Origin of the sequence: Methylomarinum sp. Ch1-1 (assembly GCF_030717995.2) — a bacterium.
Classification (GTDB): Bacteria; Pseudomonadota; Gammaproteobacteria; order Methylococcales; family Methylomonadaceae; genus Methylomarinum; species Methylomarinum roseum.
On record NZ_CP157743.1, the window covers coordinates 3045091 to 3069752 of the forward strand.

Consider the following 24662-nt stretch of genomic DNA (forward strand, 5'->3'; position numbering starts at 1 on the left):
CTATGCTCAGTTTAGGCATTAGTACGGCGTTTCGGACATGAATTTGAACAGGGACGGTTTCAGCAATTCCCGCTTTGGCGTTCAAAAATACTCAAACTGATGATATGGACTCCTCTCCACCCTCTAACGGTGTCACAATACACCTACTAACAACTTAAACTGGGAATTGCTGGGACGGTTTAAAGAATTACCCGTTTTTTCCGTTAAAAAGGTAAAATACCCGGTTTTTGACTTATATTTCACAAAACATAATGCGTACTACACAATTTCCTCTCAGCACCGTCAAAGAAATTCCATCCGATGCCGAAATTGCCAGCCACAAACTGATGATTCGCGCCGGCCTGATCCGCAAACTGGCCGCCGGACTCTATACCTGGCTGCCGTTGGGCCTACGGGTTTTACGCAAAGTCGAAAAAATCACCCGCGAAGAAATGGAAAAAGCGGGCGCTCTGGAAGTGCTGATGCCGGCGTTGCAGCCGGCTGAATTATGGCAGGAAACCGGCCGCTGGGAACAATACGGTCCGGAACTGGCCCGTCTGCAGGATCGCCATGACCGCGACTTCTGCCTGGGACCGACTCACGAGGAAATCATCACCGATCTGGCGCGCAATGAACTGAAAAGCTATAAACAGTTGCCGATCACCTATTACCAAATCCAGACCAAGTTTCGCGACGAGATCCGCCCTCGCTTCGGCGTCATGCGTTCGCGCGAATTCGTCATGAAGGATGCCTATTCATTCCACCTGGATCAAGAATCGCTGCAGCAAACCTATGACGTCATGTATCAGGCCTATAGCAATATTTTCAACCGCTTCGGTCTGGAATTCCGAGCCGTGATCGCCGATTCCGGCTCGATCGGCGGCGCGGTCTCCCATGAATTCCATGTGCTGGCCGATTCCGGCGAAGACGCGATCGCCTTTTCCAGCGACAGCGACTACGCCGCCAATATCGAAAAAGCCGAGGCGATCATGCCTATCGGCGATCGCGCCGAACCCGCCCAATCCCTGGAAAAGGTCGCCACGCCGGAACAACATAGCATCGAAGAAGTCAGCCGCTTCTTTGCGATCACCGCCGAACAATGTCTGAAAACCTTGATCGTCAAAGACGAAGACGATGGCCTCGTCGCCCTGCTGGTCAGAGGCGACCATGAGCTGAACGAACTGAAGGCGGAAAAAATCGACGGCATTGTCTCGCCGCTGCAATTCGCCAGCGACGAGGAAATCATCGCCGCCTGCGGATGCAAACCCGGCTCCATCGGTCCGTTCGGATTGGATTTTCCAATCATCGCCGACCGCAGCGTCACCTTGATGAGCGACTTTGTTTGCGGCGCCAACGAAGACGGTCAGCATTATAAAGGCGTCAACTGGGAACGCGACTTGGCGCTGCCGGAACGCGTCGAGGATCTACGCATCGTCGTCGAAGGCGATCCCAGTCCGGACGGCAAAGGCACGCTGACGATCGCCCGCGGCATCGAAGTCGGCCATATCTTCCAATTGGGCAATAAATACAGTGAATCGATGAATGCGTCTGTGATCAACGAGGGCGGCAAAAACCAGATCATGATCATGGGCTGTTACGGCATCGGTATTTCCCGCGTCGTCGCCGCCGCCATCGAACAGGGTCATGACGACAAGGGCATCATCTGGCCGAATGAACTGGCGCCTTTCCAAGTGGCGCTGTGTCCGATGAACATGCATAAATCCGACCGTCTCAGGGATACCGCGGAAAAGCTCTATCAGGAGCTGCTCGATGCCGGCATCGATGTGCTGTTTGACGACCGCAAGGTACGCGCCGGCTTCATGTTCTCGGACATGGAGTTGATCGGCATCCCCCATCGCATCGTCATCGGCGACCGCGGCCTCGATAACGGCACCGCCGAATACCGGGCTCGCACAGCCAGCGAAAATCAGGACATCCCATTAACCGACGTCGTCGAGTTTCTTAACAACAAACTCTCGTAACTCTCGAGCAAAAGCGGCATCGTAGTGGCATACAGCAAGATTCCCGTATGGCGCTACGACGCTTCCAAACTACGATATTGAACAGACATGAGATACACACGTCCCAACTTGATGACTGCATCTTCCTGTCCTCCAGGATGAAACAAATTTCTATTGGAATGACCTACCCGTCAAACTGCAGAGTCAGGCAAATCCTCCGGCGCCAGTAACTGCTCTCCTTCCCTCAGGCCGCTGATCACCCTAACCAGGCCATTGCTTTGCCTGCCCAACCGTACGAAGCGGCGCTCCACGACGCCTTGCTTGACCACCCAGACCACATCCAGTTGTCCAACCTGTTTGCTGTAACGGGCTGGAATCAACAATCTATCTTCCATCCCCAGCGGAATGCGAATGCGGGCGAACATACCGGGCAATAGTTTAACGTCATGTTCGATTTGCGCCTTGACCAGAAAACTGCGCGCGCCGGGTTCTGCCGCCGGCACGATTTCATCGATGACCACCGTCATCTCCTTTTGCAACGCGTCGATGACCGCCTGTAGCCTTAGCCCGGTCTGCAGAGTCAGCGCTAGCGATTCCCTGACATAGGCGGCGACACGCAGCGTGTGCGGGTCGTATACCGACAGCAGACGCATGCCCGGCGTCGCCATATCGCCGTTTTCGACGAAATGATCGATCACCCGTCCGGAAAAAGTCGCCTTGATTCGGCTGTAGCTCAGCGCATTTTCCACCTCGGCCATACGCTGTTTGGCGGCGGAATATTGTGCTCGCACACTGTGATATTCCGCCGTCGCCACCTCCAGAGTCGCTTGAGTCGCGCTTTGCTTGGCGAATAAATGGCGAGTGCGCTCATAATGTTGTTTTGCCCGCTGTAACTGGGCGTATAGCGCATTGCGCTGATCCCGCGCCTGCGCGACGCGAGACTTCAAATCGACATTATCCAGCTCGATCAGTAAATCGCCGTCATTGACGCTGTCGCCGGCATGAACATGAACCTTGGTGACCCGCGCCATGATTTGCGCGGATATCGCGGAAGATTGTTCGGATTGCAAGGTCGCGGCAATCTCCTCATAAATGGGGACAGGCTGCTTTTTCAATTTCAGCACCGGCCCTTGATAGGCGAGGCCAGCCGGCAAGGTGTCCGGGACGATTTTGTCGTTGAATGCGCCGGCCATCCATAAAATCATCAAGATCAATAAAGCGGCCGCCGCCAGCGCCATCAAACCCTTTTTAAGTTGACTGTTCATAACTATCCGCATAAATCAAATAATAGACTGTAGGGACCACCAACAACGTAAACACCGTCGAAGCCAAAATGCCGAAAATGATGGCGATAGCCAGGCCACTGAACACCGGGTCTAAGACGATGACGATGTTGCCCAACAGCGTCGTGCCGGCGGTCAGCAACACCGGCCGCATCCGCACCGCGCCGGCCTGACGCAGGGCTTCTTTCAGCACCATGCCTTCGGACTTGGCCTGCATGATGAATTCGACCAGAATCAGCGAATTACGCACGACGATGCCGGCCAACGCAATCATGCCGATCATCGCGGTAGCGGTAAACAGTACCGGATCGGGACTGCCATCGATGAAGCGCTCACCGAACTGATTTAACAGCCAAAAGCCGGGCATGATGCCGATGATGGTCAATGGAATCGATGACATGATGATCAGCGACAATGTCGTCGACTCGGTTTGCACACGCAGCACGAAGAAGATGCCGACCAAGGCGAACGCAAAAGCCAAGCCCATGTCCCTGAACACGCGCACGGTAATTTTCCATTCTCCTTCACCGGACCACGACAACGACACACCATCCGGCAAGCGCCAGGGAATACCGCCGCCGGAATCCAGAAAGGTGCGACTATCCCAGGCCGGCGCGGTATCATCGCGCTGAGACAGGTCGGCATTGACATCGGCGATCACTTCCGCCGGGGTGCGCCCTTCCAGTTCGGCCATGACATAAACGACCGTTTTCAGATCCTTATGCAGAATGGGCTGATCGGCGGTTAATTCGGCAAACTCGCCCAACTCCTGTAAGGGAACCAATTGACCGTCCCTTCCCTTTATCACCAGCACCGATAAGTCATGCTTTTCACTGCGCTCCTGTTTGGGTAACTGTAACTGCATCGCCACCGGTTGCAGCTCGCGCTCAAGGTTCAGATAACCGGCCACCTGCCCCTGATTGGCGATCTGCAAAGTCGTCGCGATAGCCTGGGTCGATATCCCCGACATAGCCGCTTTTTCCTTATCGGTCCGAAAGCGCCAGCGCCGTTGTTCCGCCGCGATGCTGGAGTCGATATCGACGACGAAGGGTTCCTGGGCCAAACGTTGCATGACCCGTTGTGCGGCCTGCTGCTGTTGCTGATAGTCGGTGAAGGTTTCGCCATAAATTTCGGCGACCAGCGTGCTCATGACCGGCGGTCCGGGAGGCACTTCAACCACCTTGATCGAAATGCCGTCCCGGTTGAGCGGCTGCAATAATTTACGCAGTCGCAACAACACCGCATGCGACTGATGTTCACGTTCGAGCTTAGGCGCCAACGTCAAACGGATGTCGGCCAGGTTCGGGGCGAGGCGATAGTCATACTGACGCACCAGACCATTGAAATCGATCGGCGAAGGCTTGCCGACATAAGCCGCCAAGGCATAAACCTCCGGCAGCTGGCTCGCCAAGGTCATCGCTCGCCGGGTGATCGCCGCAGTATGTTCCAGATCACTGTGTTCCGGCATATCGACGATGATCTGCATTTCGGCCTTGTTGTCATAGGGCAGCAATTTCAGCGGCACCATTCTCAACACCGGCAGTAAGGCCGTGGCGATAAATAATACCAGCATCACGGCGATCAATAACCAGGCGGATTTTCGATTTGCGATGCAAGGGTTAAGCAGACGCGCATAAAAATTCATCATCGCACCCGATACCTGGCTGTCTTCGACCGGTTTCAGCGCCTTGCTGGCCAACCATGGCGTGACGATGAAGGCGACGACGGTCGACAATATAACCGCGATAGGGACGTTGAACGCCATCGGCGCCATATAAGGCCCCATCATGCCGGTAATAAAGGCCAGCGGAATAAACGCCAGGATAATGGTCAGCGTCGACATCAACAAAGCCGGTCTAATCTCGGCCATCGCCGCGATAATACGTTCGCTCTGACTGCCCTGCCCCTGACGCATGAAGCGTTCTATGTTATCGATGCCGGTGATTGGATCATCGACCAGCAGACCCAAGGCCAAAATCAGCGCAAACAGCGTCACTCGATTGATCGTGTAACCGAAAGCCATATCCAGCGCCAGCGTCGCGCCGTAACAGATCGGAATCGCCAAGCCGACCACCAGCGCCGGCCGCCAACCCAAAAAAACGCCGATGAAAACGACCACCGTCGCGATCGCGAAGCCTAGACTGCTGGTCAGGTTATTGACCTTGTCATTGGCTGTTTTGCCATAATCGCGCAATACTTCCAGTTTAACTTCCGGCGGCAGCAGCTTGCGTTGCAATTCGGCCAGACGCGCATGAATATCGTTGGCGACCGCCACGGCATTGGCGCCGCGCTTTTTCGCAATCGCCAGCGTCGCCAACGGGTAATCCTGCTTATACTGACTGGCCGACGGATGGTTGTGGGCAAAGCGTATCCAGCTGTAATCCTCAACTTCGCCGGGTCCATCGACTATCTCGGCCACGTCCCGCAAATACACAGGCACGCCGTCGACCCGATTGATGACCAAGCCACGCAGTTGTTCGACGCTGTCGATGAAATCGCCGGCTTCCAATTCAATCGATTGCTGATCCACCGACACCAGACCGGCCTGGAATAACAGATTGGCTGATTGTATCGCATGCAACACGTCTATCGGCGAACTGTGTCTGGCCGCCAAACTTTGCACATTCAGGTTGATATTGATACGCCGAGGACGTCCTCCGTGGACGGTAATCTGATTGGTGTCTTCTATTTGCTGCAAATCGTTGGAGATTTCATCGGCAAAACGGCGCAGTTCATAATCACCATACAAGTCGGGCCGCTCGCTCCATAAACCGATCATCACGATCGGCACATCGTCAACTTCGATCGGCTTGACGATCCAATTGCGCACGACCGCCGGCACCTGATCCTGGTTCGAATACAGCTTGCTGTACGTGTTCAGCAGAGCATCCTCGCGGTCCTCGCCGACATAGAAGCGTAATGTAACGATGGCCTGTCCGGTCTCGGAACGGGAATAAACATGTTCGATGCCGGTGATCTGCGATAGCAACTTTTCCAGTCGGGTAGTAACCTGCTTTTCCACCTGTCGCGCCGACAAACCCGGCGCCGAAACCAGCACATTCGCCATCGGCACGACAATCTGCGGCTCCTCCTCACGCGGGGTCAGCCACAACGCGATAACGCCCAGAGAAATCGATAAAACGAAAAAAAATACCGGCAGGCCGCCGCGCAAGGCGTAGGCCACGACACGATCGAGCAAGTGATGAGGCGAGGGACGAGAAGAGCTGTTCACAGTCATCCAATTTTGATTAGCCACGATTCAGAGTATATAGGAATGACTAACTTATCGATACGGCGAACATGAGCTATTGCCGGAAGAACGCCATGTAACATGAAAAGCATCCGGGCCTACAAGGATGTCTTCAAGCCGTCTTCTGGAATCGATCCCGATACTTCCTACATCTGCTAAAGCGAAGTAAAGTTATCCTTAACTATTCAGCTTGATACTGAGAAAATATTTCTTTTACTCTCAATTGCTTGCGGAAGAAGTGTATGCGACAGGGATGTCGCATCCAAGCCTATAGGGATATATTCACCCAGCACCTAAATAAACGAAGATGATTTATCGCAGCCATTAGCCTATGGAATTTAGGTGCTGGGTGAACGGCGTCTTCTGGAGCAAGTAACTGATAGTAAAAATTCTTATACTGAATAGTTACAATTATTCTTATATGCTAAGCCATAGTAAGGGGGACGTATTGAGCTTGTCAATGCTCGACTCGATGAGCGGCTATTTTCATTTTGAAGTAATTATTCAGCGTAGTTTTACTAAGAGGGAGTAGGTCATTGATTTATCGGGCTGTCTGCAACAGGACGTTGCAGTCAGAGCTTACATGGATGTATTCACGCGTCCCGAGAAATCAGTGACCTACTGCCTAAAACCCGAAAGATACTGAATAGTTACATTTTGAATAGCAAAAAAGAAAAGGATCAACCATCCCTGGCCGAAAATTAGCCGTCTGTCGATGACAAACGGTGCATATTCCTATTTCATCAACGTGAACATGACTTTAACTGCGCCGCATTGCGGACACTCCCAGTCATCAGGCAAGTCTTCCCAGCGAGTGCCTGGAGCGATGCCGCTGTCAGGATCGCCTTTAGCTTCATCGTAAATATGTCCACAAGTTTTACATTTGTATTGTCTAAATTCGGCCATTACTTAATTCCTATTATTTAAAGCAATGGGATTATAGCGTATAGGGAAAGGTCCAAAAAACCATGAACTTTTTACCTGAATAACAGGACATCCGCAAGCCTCATTTACACCAACAGCGGCGCAATCACCAAAGATACGATCGCCATCAACTTGACGACGATATTCAATGCCGGCCCGGAAGTGTCCTTGAACGGGTCGCCGACGGTATCTCCGCACACCGCCGCCTTATGGGCATCGCCACCCTTGCCGCCATGCGCGCCGCCCTCGATCAACTTCTTGGCGTTATCCCAAGCGCCGCCGGCATTGGCCATAAACAGCGCCAACAATACCCCGGCGAGCAAGGAGCCTGCCAGCAAGCCGCCCAGTGCTTGTTTACCCAAGAAGAATCCGACAATTACCGGCGCCGAAACGGTGGTGATGCCCGGCAGGATCATTTCTCTCAGCGATGCCTTCGTGGATATTTCGATACAGCGACTGGAATCAGGCGGCGTGTCGCCTTCCATCAGTCCCGGAATTTCCCGAAACTGTCTGCGCACCTCCTCGACCATGTCTTGAGCTGCCTTTCCGACCGAATCCATCGTCATCGCGCCGACCAGAAACGGCACGGAACCGCCAACGAACAGACCGATCACGACCAGCGGATTCAGCAGGTCGATCTTGTCTAACTGCGCCGCCGTTGCATAGGCGGAAAACAAAGCCAATGCGGTCAATGCCGCGGAGCCGATGGCGAAGCCTTTGCCGACGGCGGCTGTGGTATTGCCGATCGCATCCAGCGAATCGGTGATCTTGCGGGTTTCCGCCCCCAGTTCCGACATTTCGCTGATGCCGCCGGCATTATCGGCGATCGGACCGTAGGCGTCGACCGACATCGTCACCCCGGTCGTAGCCAACATTCCCACTGCGGCAATGCCTATGCCATACAGGCCAGCCGAATGAAAAGCCAGAAAAATCGCGACGCAGATGCCCAATACCGGCAACACGGTCGAGCGCATACCGATGCCGAGTCCGGCAATGATATTGGTTGCCGGTCCGAAATTCGACGCCTCGGCAATCTTCTCGATCGGTTTTTTCGCGGTATAATAATCGGTCACACGACCGATGAAAATACCGACGACCGTTCCGCCCAATACGGCATAAAAGGGACCATCCAAGGCCGTTATACGATCGCCGAGTTTAAACTGTATGCCGAGATGATGGATCAGCAGATAAGCAAGACTCAGGAACACTAAGGCGGCAATCCAGGTGACCGCCTCCAGCGCATGGGCCGGATGGATATTTTTCAACAGATTCATCGCCAGTACGCCAATGACCGAGGCCAGCAATCCCAGCACGATCAAGGCGATCGGCAACAACAGGGCCTTCGGCTGCATCAGGGTCATATCGACAAAGTTGGTCGACGTGGCGGCAATAGCGATCGAGGCAACAACCGAGCCGACATAAGACTCGAAAATATCGGCTCCCATGCCGGCGGTATCGCCGACATTATCGCCGACATTATCGGCAATAGTAGCCGGATTGCGAGGATCATCCTCGGGAATGCCGGCTTCCACCTTGCCGACCAGGTCGGCGCCGACATCCGCCGCCTTGGTATAAATCCCGCCGCCAATTCTGGCAAACAGCGCGATCGAGGACGCGCCCATCGCGAAACCGCTTAAAATTTTGTAATTAGCGACATCGCTGGGATCGATCAGAGCGAACACCGTCGACACTCCGGCCAACCCCAATGAGGCAACCGCCAAGCCCATCACCGAACCGCCGCCGAAGGCCACCGACAAAGCCGCCCCCATCCCTTTCTGGTTGGCCGCCGCGGAGGTTCTGACATTGGCCCGGGTGGCCGCCTTCATGCCGAAAAAACCGGCCGACATCGAACAGCCTGCGCCGGCCAAAAATGCATAAGCCGAACCATGACCGATTTTAAAATAGATCAAGCCTGCAACCAGCAATACGAACAGCAACAGAATCTTATATTCGGACTTCAGAAAAACCATCGCGCCGTCATGAATCAGGTCGGCTATCGCGCGCATCTTATCGCTACCGGTATCATGAGCAAGCACGACCCGATAAATAATGAAAGCGATGATGAGCCCAGCGATACCCGCATAAGGGGCGATTAACTTGAAAATTTCTATATCCATCAAAATCTCCCGCTGCATTCTAATGTGCGCGTTATTGTTGTTGTGCTTTCCTGGACGCCGTCCAGGCGATTGAAGGTCTTGTGTTTAGAGAACAGACTTCTTTGAAAGTATATTACATTTAACGCTGGATTGTGAGTTGGCCTCATTGGTACCAGCAATTCCCATCAGTTTGGCGTTCAAAAAGGGCATGGGGTGTGTTTGGCGAGGGTGTCGGCAGCAAGGATGCGGCCGTCAAGCCCCCAGCACCTAAATTCCATAGGCTAATGGCTGCGATAAATCATCTTCGTTTATTTAGGTGCTGGGTGAACGGCGTCTTCTGGAGCAAGCAACTGATAGTAAAAATATTTTTATACTGAATAGTTACAATAATTTTTAAGCAGGACGAGGTACAACCCCGTCCCAAAACTTTCAAACCTGTGCCAATACGTTTATTTTTTCCGCAATTCCTTATGCAACATGATATACAGCTTGCTGGTGATGATCTCGTTTTTACTCAGGTTGTTGAGGGTCTCCAATTCCTTAGCGGCCAAGGTTTTTTCGCCGGAAATCGCATTGAAATTGTTCAGCAATTCATAGTTTTCTTCCAGCATGTGATCCAGGTTATTTTTGGTGTTGGCGGCCAGCGCTCGATACAGCTCAATCGTCTTAGTCAGCGCTTCTTGGTCGTCAAACACCTCGATGAGACTGGTATCGGTGAGCCCTTCCAAACGCGCCACCACCATTTCCAACATCTTATACTGGGTCCGGTAATAGATATAAAGCTCTTGCGGTTGCAGTTGTGGGGAAGAAAGAAACAACAACCTCCGGATCGCATTGATGAAGCGCTCGATGCCATCGAGCGGGAACTTCTCGTCCAGTGTATTCAACTGCGAACGACCTTTTTCCACCCGCTCCATCTGAATATCGAGAAGGTTTAAGATTTTCTTGTAGACTTTTTCGTTGATTTCACCACGACGGTAGATTTCTTTTAACTCGTCCTTTTCCATGCCCAGCACGAAAACGCGCAATAAATTTTCGGTCATCACACTGTCGTCACCGATTTTATCCTTATATTCCTTTCTGACTTTGTGATATTGGTCAAGATAGTATTTTCTAAGATTATGATACTGGGCTTCGTTCAATTTCTGCTCGGCAAGCAGCATATCCAACGTATTCAACACTTCGTCAAAAATCAGCGATTTGCTTTTGTAATAACTGACTTCCTCATAATTGCTCAAGGCGTCGATACCGAGACGATGCATGACCTTACCGATGCTGGTCGCCTTGACCAGCAGAGTAAAATAAATACAACCGATCGTGATCGCAGTCACGAAATCCTTAACCGAAAAATCATAATGCCAGCCATCCAAGGCTATATCCTCCGGTATCAACAACACCATGATCACGGCCAGCGCGCCGCGCAGACTGCCCCAGGACAACAGATGCATCCATGACAACGGAATAGGCTCTTCTTTTTTGGTCAGATTTAAAAAACCGAGCACCGGATAAATCGCCAGCGCACGACCGATCATGACGACGATGATCGATAAGATGATCGGCAACAGCGCAACATGCAGATCTATCGACTGCTTAACGAACAGCAGCCCCATCAAGATGAACACCAACGAGTTGGTGACGAAGCCGAAATAACTCCAAAATCTCTCCATATAGCCTTCGACGGCCAGAGACATCTTGAAGCGTCCGAAATTGCCGATGATCATCGAAGCAACCATCGTGGCGATAATCGACGATAAATGTATATGTTGGTCGGCGATCACCAGATTCTCGGAGATCACTTCGGTCAGAATAAAGGTGAAATGGGCGACCAGCAGGGTTAGCGTGATTTCCAGATGTTCATGCCCCTTCACCCATTCGATTAGCTTGGCGAATAAAAAGCCCATCAACATGCCGAAGATAATGCCGCCAAACACCATGATGAAGAAACTTAGCAGTCCGCTGACGATGGAACTGGCGCCCGCATACCCATGAACAATGACCTCCAGGAACACCAGAAAAATTGCAAACGCCGTTCCATCGTTGAATAAACTTTCGCCTTCGAATATCAGCGTCAAACGACGGGGAGCGCCGTATTCCTTGAACAAAGACAGCACCGCCACCGGGTCGGTCGCCGAAATAATGGCGCCAAACAACAACATGACGATCAACGGCACATCGAAACTCAGCACTTTGAACAGGTAATGACCGCCTATGCCGATGAAAACGGTAGACATCAGCAAGCCGACGATGGCCAATAAACTGATTGCCCGAATATTATCGAGCATGCTGCTGATCTTGATGTTATAGGCCGACTCGAAAATCAGAATCGGCAAAAACACGAAAAACAGCAATTCCGGCGTCAATTGAAAACTATTGATAAACGAAAACACCTCAATCTGCGATATCGGCACCAACAGCGAACCGACGATGACCAACAATACCGTATATGGCATACGCAGTTTTTGCGCAAAAACATAAACGGCCAGAGAAATCAGCATTAACGTGAATAAAGATAGAAAAACTTCAAGATTCATTAATCATCCAACAGCGGTCCTGTAGACCTTTAAACAAGGGAACTAGATAAGCGAAAAGCAGTCGATCCGCTTTATACGGGAGGTTTTTAAGACGCTATTTTAGCGCTTTCGAATGTACAGGCGAAATTTATTTTAATTTGCCCAATAAACCCTATTGATCAGGGTGATATACCGACTCGACTTAAATTAGTGACCGCTGCTGTTATTTTCCACCGCCGTCCTGGCCCGCATCAGTTCATGGTATTCTTCAGGCGCCAAAATCTGCCTTAAATCGATAAAGCTACCGCTTTCTAAGTCTTTCAGCCTGCTTAAGGCTTCCAGTATTCTTTCCGCCGCGGCGACAGGCGACAGAATCTTGTTTTCTTCACGCGCTTTATGAATACGTTTCAGCGCCGGAAATTTTTCGCTGTCCGCATCGTGACAAAGATAATCGATCATTGTCGAATCGATCAGTCCCGGCGCGACCGCGCTGATATGAGTTTCGGGGAATTCGTGGGCATAGAGCTTGGCCAACATGTTCAGCGCCGCCTTCGACAAGGCATACCCTGCCCAGCCTTTGTTGCCTAGCACCGCAGCGCCAGAGGAGATCAACAGGATTTGTTCGACACGAATACCCGAGGCCAGCAACCAGTCCAAGACGACCTTGTTAGCCCAGACATTGATGTCCATCAGTTGTTTCAGTTCATCCAACGAGGCCTCGCGGATGTCCTGCAAGCGGCCTAGCATGCCGGCATTCAACACCACTAGCTGCAAGGCACTGACGTCCTGCAGCAGCTGTTCCAGCGCACTGGGCACGCTATCGAAGTCGGTCAAATCGATGACGCCGTCTTTGATGCTTCCTTGCAGCCCACAGCCACGCCGGCTGCAACCGTAAACACTGTAACCCCTGGACAGTAAAACTTCGCTGAGGCCTTTACCCAGACCTGTGCTGTTGCCGGTAATGAAAGCGTTTTTTTGCATGGAGATCTATAGGTACAGGTTTATTGAAATGCGAATTAATCGCTCAATGAAAAGCCTCAGGTGACTTGTGGAGAAAATGAAGGTATGGAACATCTTAAAGTATACAGGCAAAGCTGTTAGGTCATTCGGCATTCAGCAAAGCAGCTAGGCGTTTTAATTCCGCTTCCAGAGTATTGTCCGGCATTTTTTCGCCGGCTCGTCTGTACCAATAGCCGGCATTGCTCAAGTCTCCCTCCTCCCTGTGCAGATAGGCATGTATCAAACAAGCCATCTTGTCGGAATAAGGCTGAACCATTTCATGAGCCCGCTCCCAGTGCCCGTCGCGTGCCAACTGTAAAGCCTGCTTGTGATCTAATCCCATTGTTTTCCCCTTTCATTCAAGACTATTTATTCCTGTTGGATTCCGTTGCATGCAAACCCGCCAACTTCTATTTTGCCTTTTGTCCAAGAATTTTATCAATGATTGATTGACAGACGACGGCAGGAAAACCTACAAGAATATATTCAAAGCGTGTCTTAATGGTCAGAAAAGAGATTAAATGACCTTGGAAAACTGCTGCCGTTTTTGCGCCAGATATTTATCGAAAACCATGCAGATATTACGAATCAGCAGCCGTCCGGGCGACAATACCCGTATGCCGTCGGCGCCGACCCTCAGCAGGCCGTCCGCTTGCATGGCTTGTAAGGTTTTCAATTCATCGGCAAAATACTGGCCGAAATCGATGTGAAAATTCTGTTCGATGGACTTAAAGGATAACTGAAAATGGCAGATTAACTGACTGATCACCGCTCTACGTAATTTGTCATCCTCATCCAACGTCACACCCTTATAAACCGGCAATCGGCCCCTGGCAATCAATTCGTCATACCGATCCAGCGCCTTGACGTTCTGAATATAGGCGTCGCCGACTCGACCGATCGAGGTGATCCCCAAGCCCACCAGATCGCAGTCTGAATGGGTGGAGTAACCCTGAAAATTGCGGTACAGTTTTCCTTCGCGCTGAGCGACGGCCAGTTCGTCATCGGGACGGGCGAAATGGTCCATGCCGATATAGACATATCCGGCCTCGGTCAGCTTGCGCCCGACCATTTGCAGGATATCCAACTTGACCTGCGGGCTAGGCATATCCGCTTCGTTGATTTGCCGTTGAGTCTTGAAACGACTGGGTAAATGCGCATAATTGAAGACCGAAAAACGATCCGGCAGATACTCCAATACCAGATCCAAGGTATCGGCAAATGTCCGCACCGTTTGCAGCGGCAGACCGTAAATCAGGTCGATATTGGTGGAGCGAAACCCTTCCTGTCTCGCCGCCTCCAGGACGGCAAACGTTTGCTCCTTAGTTTGCAGACGATTCACCGCTTTTTGCACCGCCGGGTCAAAATCCTGCAGGCCAAGGCTGATGCGGTTGAATCCCAGCTGACGCAGCAAGGCGATAGTCCCGTCATCGGTTTCGCGCGGGTCGACTTCGATCGAATACTCGCCCTGATCATCATCACGCAAACTGAAATGCTCACGAGTGGTTTCCATCAGACGGCGCATTTGTCCGGCCTGCAAAAATGTCGGGGTGCCGCCGCCCCAATGCAATTGATTGACTGGCCGGCTGCGTTCGAATAAATCCCCCTGCATGGCGATTTCCCTGCACAAATTGTCCAGATACGGTTCGGCATGCTTACGGTTCTTGGTGATGATTTTGTTGCAGGCGCAATAAAAACACACCGTGTCGCAGAATGGGATGTGAAAATACAGCGACAAAGGTCCGCCCGCCGCATTCGATTGGGCGATATGTTGCCGGTATTCGGCATCGCCGAAACCTTCATGCAGCTCCAACGCGGTCGGATAAGAGGTGTAACGCGGCCCCGAGGTATTGTAGCGATTAATCAGGTCCAAATCGAATTCGATGGATTGATCCATTATTCCACCCGTCGGTCGATGGTAATGGCGACGGAACTGTTCGGCCCTAATTCAGCAACTTCGGCCTGGCCGATCAAGTCGCCGGCCTGTGGCATCGCATTGCCGGAACCGGAGACTCTGGCGATGACCTTGACTCGGCTAAAGGCTGATAGCTTCATCGCCGGCGTCATCGCCATCGCGTCGTTTAATTGCACCGATAACGGCAAATCGGCGACCGACTTACGCACGATCGCTAATGGCATTTTCGGTCCGTTCAAGGCCTGCGCATAAACAAACACGACATCGTCGGCCTGCGCCTGTTGGCGCAATGACTCAGACAAGCGGACGCTGACGGCGATATTGACCGCCGGAGCCGCCTCCGCCGGTTCCGTTGTCTCGTTCAATCGCGATTTCAGCGCCGCCATCATGCCCTGCAATTCCCGGCGCGAAGGCGAATCCTTAGGCAACAGCGGCTCCAGTTTTTGCCAGTATTGCAAGGCCTGAGCGAATTCTCCGGCTTCCGCCTTGGCCATGCCGCCCAGCCACAAGCCGGTGGCGTCGTCGGGCGATAAGGCCAGCGCCTTGAAAATCAATTCCGCCGGTTTGCCTGCCAGCCGACCGCCTCTGGCCATCGCCAGAGCATCGGCATAATACAACATCACGCTGACCTCGTCGCCGAGTAAACGATAGGCTTGGGCGAAGGCCTCCGCGGCTTTATCGTATTGCTGCATATATTTGAGGGAGCGTCCCAACATCAGCCAGCCTTCGGCGTCATCCGGTTGCTGCTTCAAGCGTTCGGCCAGCCCGGCCACCATCTTGTCGATGGTTTGCTGAGCCTTTTCCTGCTGTTGACGAGCCAATTGCTGCTGTTCGGCTTTGACTTGCGCCTGAGTATCGCCCAATGAAAAATACAGCGACAGGCTGAGCAGCGGCACGAACAACACGACAACCGGAATGATCCATTTGCCTTGCGACGACGGAGCGCTAATCTGTTTCAGACTGTCCAACTCGTCGCTCAAGGTCAGTTCCAATTCCTGATACTGCTCATCGAATTGGGCCTGAGTCAACGCGCCCTCTTCTAGCAAGCGCTTGAGTTCTTTCAGGCGCTGCCTGGCGATGTTGATATTGCGCTGGTCCACCTCCGATTCGGCCAATTCGTTACGACGCCACAACGGCGGCACGATGAAAAGCATGGCGATCCCGATCAATGCCGCGACGGCGATCCAAAATAAGTTACTCAAGAGTCGTCACCTTCTTCCAGTAAAGCGTCGATTTTGGCCTTTTTTTCGCCGGTTAAGCCACCGGCCTCGGCCACGCTCCGTTTTCTGCGGCTGACAATAAGCAGCATTGCGAGTCCGATCACGACAAAAAGCAATGGCCCGATCCATAAGAATAGGGTTTTAGCCTTTAACGGCGGACGGTACATGACAAAATCGCCATAGCGCTGGGTCATGAAATCGACGATATCCTGCTCACTCTTACCCTGTTGCAGCATCTCATAGACTTGCCTGCGCAAATCCTTGGCCAAATCCGCGTTCGAGTCGGCGATGGTCTGATTTTGACAGACGAGACAGCGCAGTTCGGAAATCAGGTTTTGATAAGCCTGTTCCTGTTCGGCATTATCAAATTGCCGGTATTCGACGGCGGCCTGAGCAACGCTGATCCACAGGCATAATAACAATACACTCAACCTTATCATCAATTTTCCGCCTTCAACTTTGCAATCATCGGCAGCAACATCCGCTCGACATCTTCGGGAGTGACCGGTCCGGTATGTTTATATCGAATCAGGCCTTGCTTATCGATGACGAAGGTTTCCGGCACGCCGTAAACTCCATAATCGATGCCGGTGCGGCCCTCGGTGTCCATGATGCTGACACGATAGGGATTGCCCAATTGCGCCAGCCACTGCCTGGCGGCATCGGGCTCGTCCTTGTAATTGAGGCCGACGATCGGCGCTGCATTCAGTTTGGCCAGTTGATTCAATACCGGATGTTCGGAACGACATGAAACGCACCAGGAAGCCCAGACATTCAACAGCCAGACCTGGCCTTTAAAATCCTGTTCGCTCAGCTGCCGCTCGGGTTCGGATAGCACCGGCAACGAAAATTCCGGCGCCGGCTTGTCGATCAAAGGCGATGGGATATCGCGCGGATTCAGCTTCAAACCCAACGCCAAAAACAGCGCCAGCACGGCAAAAATCAATAATGGAATCACGTATCTAAGCATGCGCTACTGTCCTTTTTTTATTGCTGATACGATAACGCTTATCGGTCGTGGCCAGCAAGCCGCCGGCCGCCATCAACAAAGCGCCCAGCCAAATCCAGCGAATGAAGGCCTTGTAATAGACGCGCAGGCTCCAGGCGCCCTGATCGCCCAGCGGTTCGCCTATCGCCACAAACAAGTCTCGAAACAGGCCGGCATCGATCGCCGCCTCGGTCATCGGCATTTTCTGCACCCGATAAACGCGCTTTTGCGGCGCCAGCCTGGCCACCTCTTCACCTTGGTAAGAGACCGTCAAAAAGCCTTGTTCGGCCCGGTAATTGGGTCCCTCGGCCTGCTTGACGCCATGAAACTTAAAGAGATAACCGGACATATCGAGAGTATCGCCTGGCGCCATCCTGACGTCACGCTCGACGCTGTAGATCGATGTGAAGGTAATGCCTATCACGAATACCGCAATGCCCAGATGCGCCAAGGTCATACCGTAAAATCCGGCCGGAATTTGAGTCAGCCTGCCCATCGTGAAACCTTGCTTGCCGAAACGGTCTTTAAAGGCCAGACCGGAAACAGCCACGGTCCATAAGGCCAGCGTCGCGCCAAGCACCGCGCCCCAGGAATAAAACGGCATCGCCAGCGGAATCAGCAAACCACCGACGACGCAAGCGACGATCACGCCCAGCAATCGCTGCAGCAAGGCGCCGATCTGATCGCGTTTCCAACGCAGCATGACGCCAAGACCGACGGCAAGCGCCATCGGCGCCATCAACGGTATGAACACGGCATTGAAATAGGGCGGTCCGACCGAAATCTTGCCCAGCCCCAAGGCATCGACAAATAAGGGATACAAGGTGCCAAGCAGGATGCTAGCGGCGGTCACGACCAACAAAATGTTGTTGATCAGCAGCACCGATTCTCTCGAGATCAACTCGAAACTGGCGCTGCTTTTGACCTGCGGCGCCCGTATCGCATAGAGCAACAACGAGCCGCCGACCACCACGGCCAGGAAAATGAGTATAAACAGACCGCGGGCCGGATCGCTGGCGAAGGCGTGTACCGAGGTCAACACGCCGGAACGCACCAGAAAGGTGCCCAGCAGGCTCAACGAAAAGGCGAAAATCGCCAATAACACGGTCCAGGTTTTGAACACACCGCGCTTTTCACTGGCCGCCAGCGAATGAATCAGTGCGGTGCCGACCAGCCACGGCATGAACGAGGCGTTTTCGACCGGATCCCAAAACCACCAACCGCCCCAGCCCAGTTCATAATAGGCCCACCAACTACCCAGCGTGATGCCCAGGGTCAGAAACATCCAGGCGATATTGGTCCACGGCCTAGACCAGCGCGCCCAGGCCGAATCCAGCCGCCCTTCCAACAACGCGGCGATGGAAAAGGCAAAGGCGACCGAGAAACCGACATAGCCCATGTACAGCATCGGCGGATGGATCGCCAGCCCAGGGTCCTGCAACAAGGGGTTCAAGTCACGGCCTTCCAGCGGCGACGGAAACAGACGGGCAAAAGGATTGGACGTTAGCATCAGAAACAGGATGAAGCCGATGCTGACCAGCCCCATTACGCCCAATACCCGGGCTCGAGTAACGTCGGGAATATTTTTACTGAACAGAGCGACCAATCCAGTCCAAATCGACAGCGTCAAAGCCCACAGCAGTAATGAGCCTTCATGCGCGCCCCAGACGCCTGAGATCAGATACAGCGTCGGCAAGGCGGTGTTGGAATTCTGCGCCACATAAGCGACGGAAAAATCATGCGCCAGGAAGGCATAGGTCAGACAGGCGTAGGAAATCGCCATGAACAGCAATTGCGCATAGGCCGCGGGTCTTGCGACATGGACCCAGCCAGGAATCGAACGGGCGGCGCCGATGATCGGCAGAGCTCCCAAGATAATCGCCATGCATAGCGCCATGATCAGCGAAAAATGCCCTAGTTCTGCCATCATATCGCTACTCCGCCTTGCTTTGTTGCGGTTTTTTCAGGGTGTCGGCGACTTCCGGCGGCATATAGTTTTCGTCATGCTTAGCCAGCACTTCTTCGGCGATGAACACGCCTTGAGAATTCAACCTGCCTTTGGCGACGATGCCCTGCCCCTCCCTGAACAAGTCCGGCAATATGCCGGTGTATTCCACCGTCACTTCCTCGCTGAAATCGGTCAATTTGAAGCGCACCATCAGACCATCGCCGGGGCGCTCGACGCTGCCATCGACGACCATGCCGCCGAGACGGAACAAGGTGTCTCTAGGCGCCTTTCCTTCCACGACATCGGTCGTGGAAAAAAAATACATTAGATTTTCGTTGAACGCCTGTAAGGCGAAGGTCGCCGCGGCGCCGACCCCGGCCAGCATCAACAAAATCAGAATCAAACGTTGTTTTCTAGCCGGTTTCATGAGCGTGACCGTTTCTGTTTCAGCTGCAATTGACGCATCAGTTGTTTACGCTGCAGTATCGGCATGATCACGTTGGCCATCAACACCAGCAAACATATTCCATAAGACGTCCATACATAAAAGGCGTAACCGCCCATGGCAAAAAATTCCTGCCAATTCATCATTTTCAATTCTCCAGCATTTTCTTGACCCACTGAGTGTTCTGTTCGCGCCTGAGCAATTCCACTTTGGCTCCCTGCAACAGCGCGATCACGTAATAAACCTTGAACGCAATCGCCATCAACAATAACGGCACCAGCATACTGACATGGATGGAGGGCTTGTCCATCTTGCTGACAGTCGGGCCCTGATGCAACGTGTTCCACCATTCCACCGAATAATGGATGATCGGAATATTAATGACGCCGACCAAAGCCAGTATCGATACCGCCCTGGACGCGGCGCGGCGATCCTCGATGGCGCCGTACAGGCTGATCACGCCCAAATACAAGAACAACAGTATCAGCTCCGAGGTCAATCTGGCATCCCAAACCCACCAAGTCCCCCACATCGGTTTGCCCCATAACGAACCGGTCACCAAGGCGATAAAGGTAAAACTGGCGCCGATCGGCGCACTGCTGACCAACACCACTTCCGCCAACTTAATGCGCCAGATCAGACCGATGGCGCCGGCGACCGCCATCAAGACATAAATAAACAGCGACATCCAGGCCGCCGGCACATGAATATAGATAATCCGGTAACTGTCCCCTTGCTGGTAATCCTGCGGCGCCAAAAATAAACCGCCATAAAGGCCGCCGCCGACCAGCAGAATAAAGATCGCCGTCAGCCAGGGCATTAATTTATCGGCAAAGGCGTAAAAATGCGGTGGAGAAGCCAGGCGGTGAAAAAATCGACTGATTGGAGCGGGTATCAAAGACATGCTAAAACATCACTTAATTATAATACGCTAAATAATAAAGGATTTACTTCTCCAAGGAAAGCCGGGCATCCTCAGGATCCAAGTCCACCTTGCAGTAAGTTGGTATCCAACTGCGCTCAACGATCGACTCTGGCAACTCATTAAAATCGAACGCCAAACCATCCTCAATCATCTGGTTGACATCAAACACTTCCGCCACTTCCGGTATGTCATTAAAAAACATCGTATAAAACGGTTTAACCAGCGCCTTGGAAACCTTCATACCGATAGGACCAATGAAGTTTCTTCGTTGCCCGACATGGGCGACTTCATCAATAGTAATTTCGTCCAGCAATGCTTTCAAACGGACACGAACTTCCGGTTCGTCGGCCAGCACGTCGTCAAATAAGGCATCTAAATGACGATAAAAAGTCACTCCCATCAATTCAGTCACGAAAGCCGGTGAATCCATTAAAAAACCTGGGAGTTTCGGAAACTGTTCATAGATTTTTTCCTTGATCGGGCCTAAAGGCGCCCATTCGACCTTATCCAATCCACAAGTCCGCAGCATTTCATCGAATAAACGCACATGACAAAACTCTTCGGCTAGATGCACACGACTAATCTTATCTTCCACTGTATGCGAGTTGGCCATATCCGGCACCGCGTCCCAAGCGCCTTTAATGCCAACCCACTCATGTCGGGCAAATTTATAAATACAGGTCAGCATCAAGGTCATGCGATCCAACGATTTAGGGTCGTCTTGCATGGCCACATAATTACGGTAAAAGGCGTCAGGGTCGACCAAAGGTTTGCGCAACCTAACCGGGTTATCCTGAAAATGTTTCAGCCGCGCCCGTTTTTTAGCCAGATCCTTGTCAGCTTCAAAAAGCTCCCCGCCATGGTGCTGGGTAAATGTCCAGTAATCTTCAAAATTCGCACTTCTTTGCTCTGCCGTCGCCGACGTAAAAACAGATAGATATTTACCCGCTCCCATACCAGGAACTCCTCATTCGATTAAAAACCATACATTATATGGGCAATAGATTATTGCAAATAGCCATAATCTTCACAAAACACCGCTTAGGAACATGAACAAGATAACTTCTATACTCGTTCCGTAACTATTCAGTATCTTTCAGGGTTTAGGGAGTAGACCATTGATTTCTCGGGACGCGTTAATACTTCCATGGCAGCTAATGGCATCCTGCCTCACGCTGCACTTACACGTCCCTGTGCGGCGTAAGCTCTGACTGCAACGTCCTGTTGCAGACAGCCCGATAAATCAATAGCCTACTCCCTCTTATAAAACTACGCTGAATAATTACACTCGTTCCTTAGTTACATCAGGACAGCCAAATCGACGGACTAATTGATGCTCATCTTCAATGCCGATGCAGCCGGTAACGGCGCCAACACCAGAGCCATCAACAATATTGCCGCCAGAATATTAAACTGAGCTGAAACCGGCAACCCGGTCGCCGCCATATCCACCGCATTGCTAGCGAAAATCAAAACAGGAATATAGAGAGGCAACACCAATAACGACAAGATCATCCCCCCCCGTCTCAAGCCTACGGTCAAGGCGACGCCGATGGCGCCGATCAGACTCAACACCGGCGTTCCTAAGACCAGCGTGATCAATAAAGTTCCTAAAGCTTGTTCAGGCATTCCTAAAAACAACGCCAGCAGCGGCGCAACCAACAGCAGCGGCAGACCCGTCACCAGCCAGTGGGCCAAAATTTTCGCCAACACCAATACCGAAATCGGATGGGAACTCAGCAACATTTGTTCCAGAGAGCCGTCATCGAAGTCGGAACGAAACAGGCTGTCCAGCGAAAGCATTGCCGCCAGCAACGCCGACACCCAAATGATGCCGGGCGCCATCGCCTGTAGTAATTTCGGCTGAGCGCCTATACCCAAGGGAAACAAGGTCACAATCAAGACGAAGAAGAATAAAGGATTGGCGATCTCGGCCCGGCGACGAAACGCCAGAACTAAATCACGCCGTATGATGGCGATAAAGGCTGCGGTTAATGACATGTTGATAAATCGATACGTTGAATATCAGTCGCATGCAAGGCCAGGTCATGGTGGGAAGTCATGACGATCATGCCGCCGTCATTGACATGTTTCAGCATCAGCGACTCGATCAGCTGGATGCCTTGTCTGTCCAATGAGGTAAACGGCTCATCCAGAATCCACAGGATATTATCGGTGATCAGCAATCTAGCCAGAGACAAGCGCCGTTTCTGTCCGGCCGACAAGGCCTGAACCAGGGTGTCGTCATAACCGGCAAGATGCACCTTATCCAAGGCCTGCTCGATGGTGAACCTTCCCGGCCTAGCCATGGCCAGCGACATTTTCAGGTTTTCCAGCACGGACAACTCCTTTTTGACGCCATCCATATGGCCGACGTAAGCCATATCGGCATGGTAACGACTGTTGTCGATGGGGGTCCCACACCATTGAATCTCGCCCTCATCAGCCTCCCTGAATCCACATAAGATGCGCAACAACGAGGTTTTACCGCTGCCGTTTTTACCTTCCAGCAGCAGAATTTGTTGCGGTTTTAGGATAAAACTCAATCCCGAAAACAAGACCCGATCATCACGGATACAGGCCAGATTACTGGCCCGTAATAACACTGCTTGCTTATCCATGCGTCAACTTGAACCCTGCGCGTAAAATCGCCTATAGTATCAGCATTACCCTGCTTTTCCCACTCCGCGCATCGTAAAAGACTTAACCCGGATATTTCACAAAGGCGACCTTGATCTTTGAAATAAGTGTCAACACCCCATGCATCAAGATTAATAGAGAGCCTATGTTTCGGGCGCCGTTTGTACCTGAAGTTTTTTTTGAAAAACCGGACTACCAATCGTGAACAAAATCGCTCAAGCCGGAGCCTGCTATGGCATTGCTGATGTTTGCCCAACCTTCTTCGTCCGATTGCCCGGAACTACGATTCCCCCACTGAAATATCCGGGTTAACGCCAAGCGTCTCTGAAGCCTGGATTGGGCACTACTATATAGCCATTCGGATGACGCCGGTAATAGGTATCGCCGGCGAGAAAATATTCAATGCCATTAAAAAACAAGGAAAAATGCAATCTAGGCAACGATAAGACAATGGCGCCGATCGGCGCATCGACAACACGGTATTGATCCCGATAAGGACGATAAAAAAAGCCATCATAAAAAAAATATTGCAGCCCACCGATCCAAAGCCGCTTATATCCATGTGGTAAATAGCGTGTATGGTAGCCTGGTCTATAGTATTCATGACGAAAACGGGAAGAAGAATGGGCGGGAGGAACCCGGCGAGGCTTGACGGCCCGATAACTGGGCTGCGGTCTGTGTGACGGCTGCGGCGATATTCGTTGCGTCCTAGGTATGGTCTTAAATCGCTGTTGGGGACTTGCTCTCTGAGGCCCGGGCCTTGACTGATGAGTTGACCTCGGCGTTGATCTGTGTGACTTGCTTGATCTGTCAGTCCTGAATCTCGGTCTGTCATCGGCAACGACACTATTCAGAGTAAACAGCAACAAGACGACGCCAAGAACCGCTTTGATAAGAACTTTCATCATTATATTCTCCCGCTTTTATCTTAGTGAATAATGCCGACCTGCTAATAAGACCCGCTCACCGACAGGACAGTTCATTAACACAAGCCAAATGTCAATAGGGAAATACTAGCACCCCAGCAGCAATTCCCACTTTGGCGTTCAAAAAGGGCATGGGGTGTGTTTGGCGAGGATGTCGGCAGCAAGGATGCTGCCGTCAAGCCCCCATGGATGGGTTTACGGCGCTCCTCGACAGACACACCCCATGCCCTAAACCCCGCAAAAATACTCAAATTGGCAATTGCTGAGCACCCCAGGGCTCCCGCATTAAATGAATGAGAGGCAAAACAGAAAATTAACAACAAATACGCCTAAAGTAAGTTAAACGTTTAGGGGGTGTTAAATAACCCGCCCCGCGTGTGCACGGCCAATTTTGCCCCGGTGGCGGTTTTTGGCGGCTTGCTACGCGAAGCCGCCCTACGATGCGGGGTGTGCTGACGATAGGAAGCGCACCGGTTTTTGATGCGCTTCGCGCTGTTCAATGTTCAACATACGGTGCTTTGCGTAGGAGTGCCGCTCTCGGCGCGAAAAGTAGTTCGCATGTCGCTATGCGAAATGCAGGTCAACGAGGTCCTGAACGATTCAACCGTGACTAAAAGTTTGGGGCGGGTTAAATAACCCGCCCCGCCCAGAGG

Annotated in this window: 20 protein-coding genes; 1 reads left to right on the forward strand and 19 read right to left on the reverse strand. The window is 52.1% G+C overall.

The genetic code is table 11. The features are described from left to right. Nucleotides 1-251: 251 nt before the first annotated feature. Nucleotides 252-1961: a proline--tRNA ligase gene (locus Q9L42_RS14005; protein ID WP_305907782.1), complete on the forward strand. Its 1710-nt coding sequence runs from the start codon at nucleotides 252-254 to the stop codon at nucleotides 1959-1961. 170 nt (nucleotides 1962-2131) lie between these two features. Here Q9L42_RS14005 and Q9L42_RS14010 read toward each other — a convergent pair whose 3' ends face one another. The 19 genes from Q9L42_RS14010 to Q9L42_RS14100 form a co-directional block, all read right to left on the reverse strand. Then, nucleotides 2132-3205 carry an efflux RND transporter periplasmic adaptor subunit gene (locus Q9L42_RS14010; RefSeq protein WP_305907781.1) on the reverse strand — a complete coding sequence of 358 codons (1074 nt, stop codon included), beginning with the start codon at nucleotides 3203-3205 and terminating at the stop codon, nucleotides 2132-2134. Beyond that, the gene (locus tag Q9L42_RS14015; RefSeq protein ID WP_349431271.1) at nucleotides 3189-6455 is read right to left on the reverse strand and encodes an efflux RND transporter permease subunit; all 3267 of its coding nucleotides are present in this window, start codon (nucleotides 6453-6455) and stop codon (nucleotides 3189-3191) included. The genes Q9L42_RS14010 and Q9L42_RS14015 overlap by 17 nt, the downstream gene beginning before the upstream one ends. 753 nt (nucleotides 6456-7208) lie before the next feature. Beyond that, nucleotides 7209-7379: a rubredoxin gene (locus Q9L42_RS14020; RefSeq protein ID WP_305907778.1), complete on the reverse strand. Its 171-nt coding sequence runs from the start codon at nucleotides 7377-7379 to the stop codon at nucleotides 7209-7211. Between the two features lie 104 nt (nucleotides 7380-7483). Beyond that, nucleotides 7484-9514, reverse strand: coding sequence for a sodium-translocating pyrophosphatase (locus tag Q9L42_RS14025; protein ID WP_349431272.1), 2031 nt, complete (start codon nucleotides 9512-9514; stop codon nucleotides 7484-7486). 428 nt (nucleotides 9515-9942) lie between these two features. After that, on the reverse strand, nucleotides 9943-12024 hold the full coding sequence (locus tag Q9L42_RS14030) for a cation:proton antiporter (RefSeq protein WP_305907775.1): 2082 nt from the start codon (nucleotides 12022-12024) through the stop codon (nucleotides 9943-9945). A 186-nt stretch (nucleotides 12025-12210) separates the two neighbouring features. After that, nucleotides 12211-12984: an SDR family NAD(P)-dependent oxidoreductase gene (locus Q9L42_RS14035; protein WP_305907774.1), complete on the reverse strand. Its 774-nt coding sequence runs from the start codon at nucleotides 12982-12984 to the stop codon at nucleotides 12211-12213. Between the two features lie 121 nt (nucleotides 12985-13105). After that, nucleotides 13106-13345, reverse strand: a complete 240-nt coding sequence (locus Q9L42_RS14040; RefSeq protein WP_305907773.1) for a hypothetical protein — start codon at nucleotides 13343-13345, stop codon at nucleotides 13106-13108. A 174-nt stretch (nucleotides 13346-13519) separates the two neighbouring features. Beyond that, the gene (hemN, locus tag Q9L42_RS14045; protein ID WP_305907772.1) at nucleotides 13520-14899 is read right to left on the reverse strand and encodes an oxygen-independent coproporphyrinogen III oxidase; all 1380 of its coding nucleotides are present in this window, start codon (nucleotides 14897-14899) and stop codon (nucleotides 13520-13522) included. Beyond that, a complete protein-coding gene (gene ccmI / locus Q9L42_RS14050; RefSeq protein WP_305907771.1) occupies nucleotides 14899-16119 on the reverse strand; it encodes a c-type cytochrome biogenesis protein CcmI in 1221 nt (406 codons plus the stop codon). Before ccmI ends, hemN begins: the two co-directional genes overlap by 1 nt. Then, complete coding sequence (locus Q9L42_RS14055; protein ID WP_349431273.1) at nucleotides 16116-16577, reverse strand: cytochrome c-type biogenesis protein; 462 nt, start codon at nucleotides 16575-16577, stop codon at nucleotides 16116-16118. The genes ccmI and Q9L42_RS14055 overlap by 4 nt, the downstream gene beginning before the upstream one ends. Then, entirely contained in the window at nucleotides 16577-17107 is a 531-nt protein-coding gene (locus Q9L42_RS14060) for a DsbE family thiol:disulfide interchange protein (RefSeq protein ID WP_305907769.1), read from the reverse strand. Before Q9L42_RS14060 ends, Q9L42_RS14055 begins: the two co-directional genes overlap by 1 nt. Beyond that, nucleotides 17100-19055 carry a heme lyase CcmF/NrfE family subunit gene (locus tag Q9L42_RS14065; protein ID WP_349431274.1) on the reverse strand — a complete coding sequence of 652 codons (1956 nt, stop codon included), beginning with the start codon at nucleotides 19053-19055 and terminating at the stop codon, nucleotides 17100-17102. The genes Q9L42_RS14060 and Q9L42_RS14065 overlap by 8 nt, the downstream gene beginning before the upstream one ends. Nucleotides 19056-19059: 4 nt before the next feature. After that, nucleotides 19060-19500: a cytochrome c maturation protein CcmE gene (gene ccmE / locus Q9L42_RS14070; protein ID WP_349431275.1), complete on the reverse strand. Its 441-nt coding sequence runs from the start codon at nucleotides 19498-19500 to the stop codon at nucleotides 19060-19062. Then, complete coding sequence (gene ccmD / locus Q9L42_RS14075) at nucleotides 19497-19661, reverse strand: heme exporter protein CcmD (protein ID WP_305910192.1); 165 nt, start codon at nucleotides 19659-19661, stop codon at nucleotides 19497-19499. Before ccmD ends, ccmE begins: the two co-directional genes overlap by 4 nt. Nucleotides 19662-19666: 5 nt before the next feature. Then, nucleotides 19667-20422, reverse strand: a complete 756-nt coding sequence (locus Q9L42_RS14080; RefSeq protein WP_305907767.1) for a heme ABC transporter permease — start codon at nucleotides 20420-20422, stop codon at nucleotides 19667-19669. A gap of 43 nt (nucleotides 20423-20465) precedes the next feature. After that, a complete protein-coding gene (locus Q9L42_RS14085; protein WP_305907766.1) occupies nucleotides 20466-21398 on the reverse strand; it encodes a hypothetical protein in 933 nt (310 codons plus the stop codon). 371 nt (nucleotides 21399-21769) lie between these two features. Then, on the reverse strand, nucleotides 21770-22444 hold the full coding sequence (gene ccmB / locus Q9L42_RS14090) for a heme exporter protein CcmB (RefSeq protein WP_349431276.1): 675 nt from the start codon (nucleotides 22442-22444) through the stop codon (nucleotides 21770-21772). Further along, a complete protein-coding gene (gene ccmA, locus Q9L42_RS14095) occupies nucleotides 22435-23064 on the reverse strand; it encodes a cytochrome c biogenesis heme-transporting ATPase CcmA (RefSeq protein ID WP_305907765.1) in 630 nt (209 codons plus the stop codon). Before ccmA ends, ccmB begins: the two co-directional genes overlap by 10 nt. 327 nt (nucleotides 23065-23391) lie before the next feature. Continuing rightward, nucleotides 23392-23991 carry a DUF6515 family protein gene (locus Q9L42_RS14100; RefSeq protein ID WP_349431277.1) on the reverse strand — a complete coding sequence of 200 codons (600 nt, stop codon included), beginning with the start codon at nucleotides 23989-23991 and terminating at the stop codon, nucleotides 23392-23394. Between the last annotated feature and the right edge of the window lie 671 nt (nucleotides 23992-24662).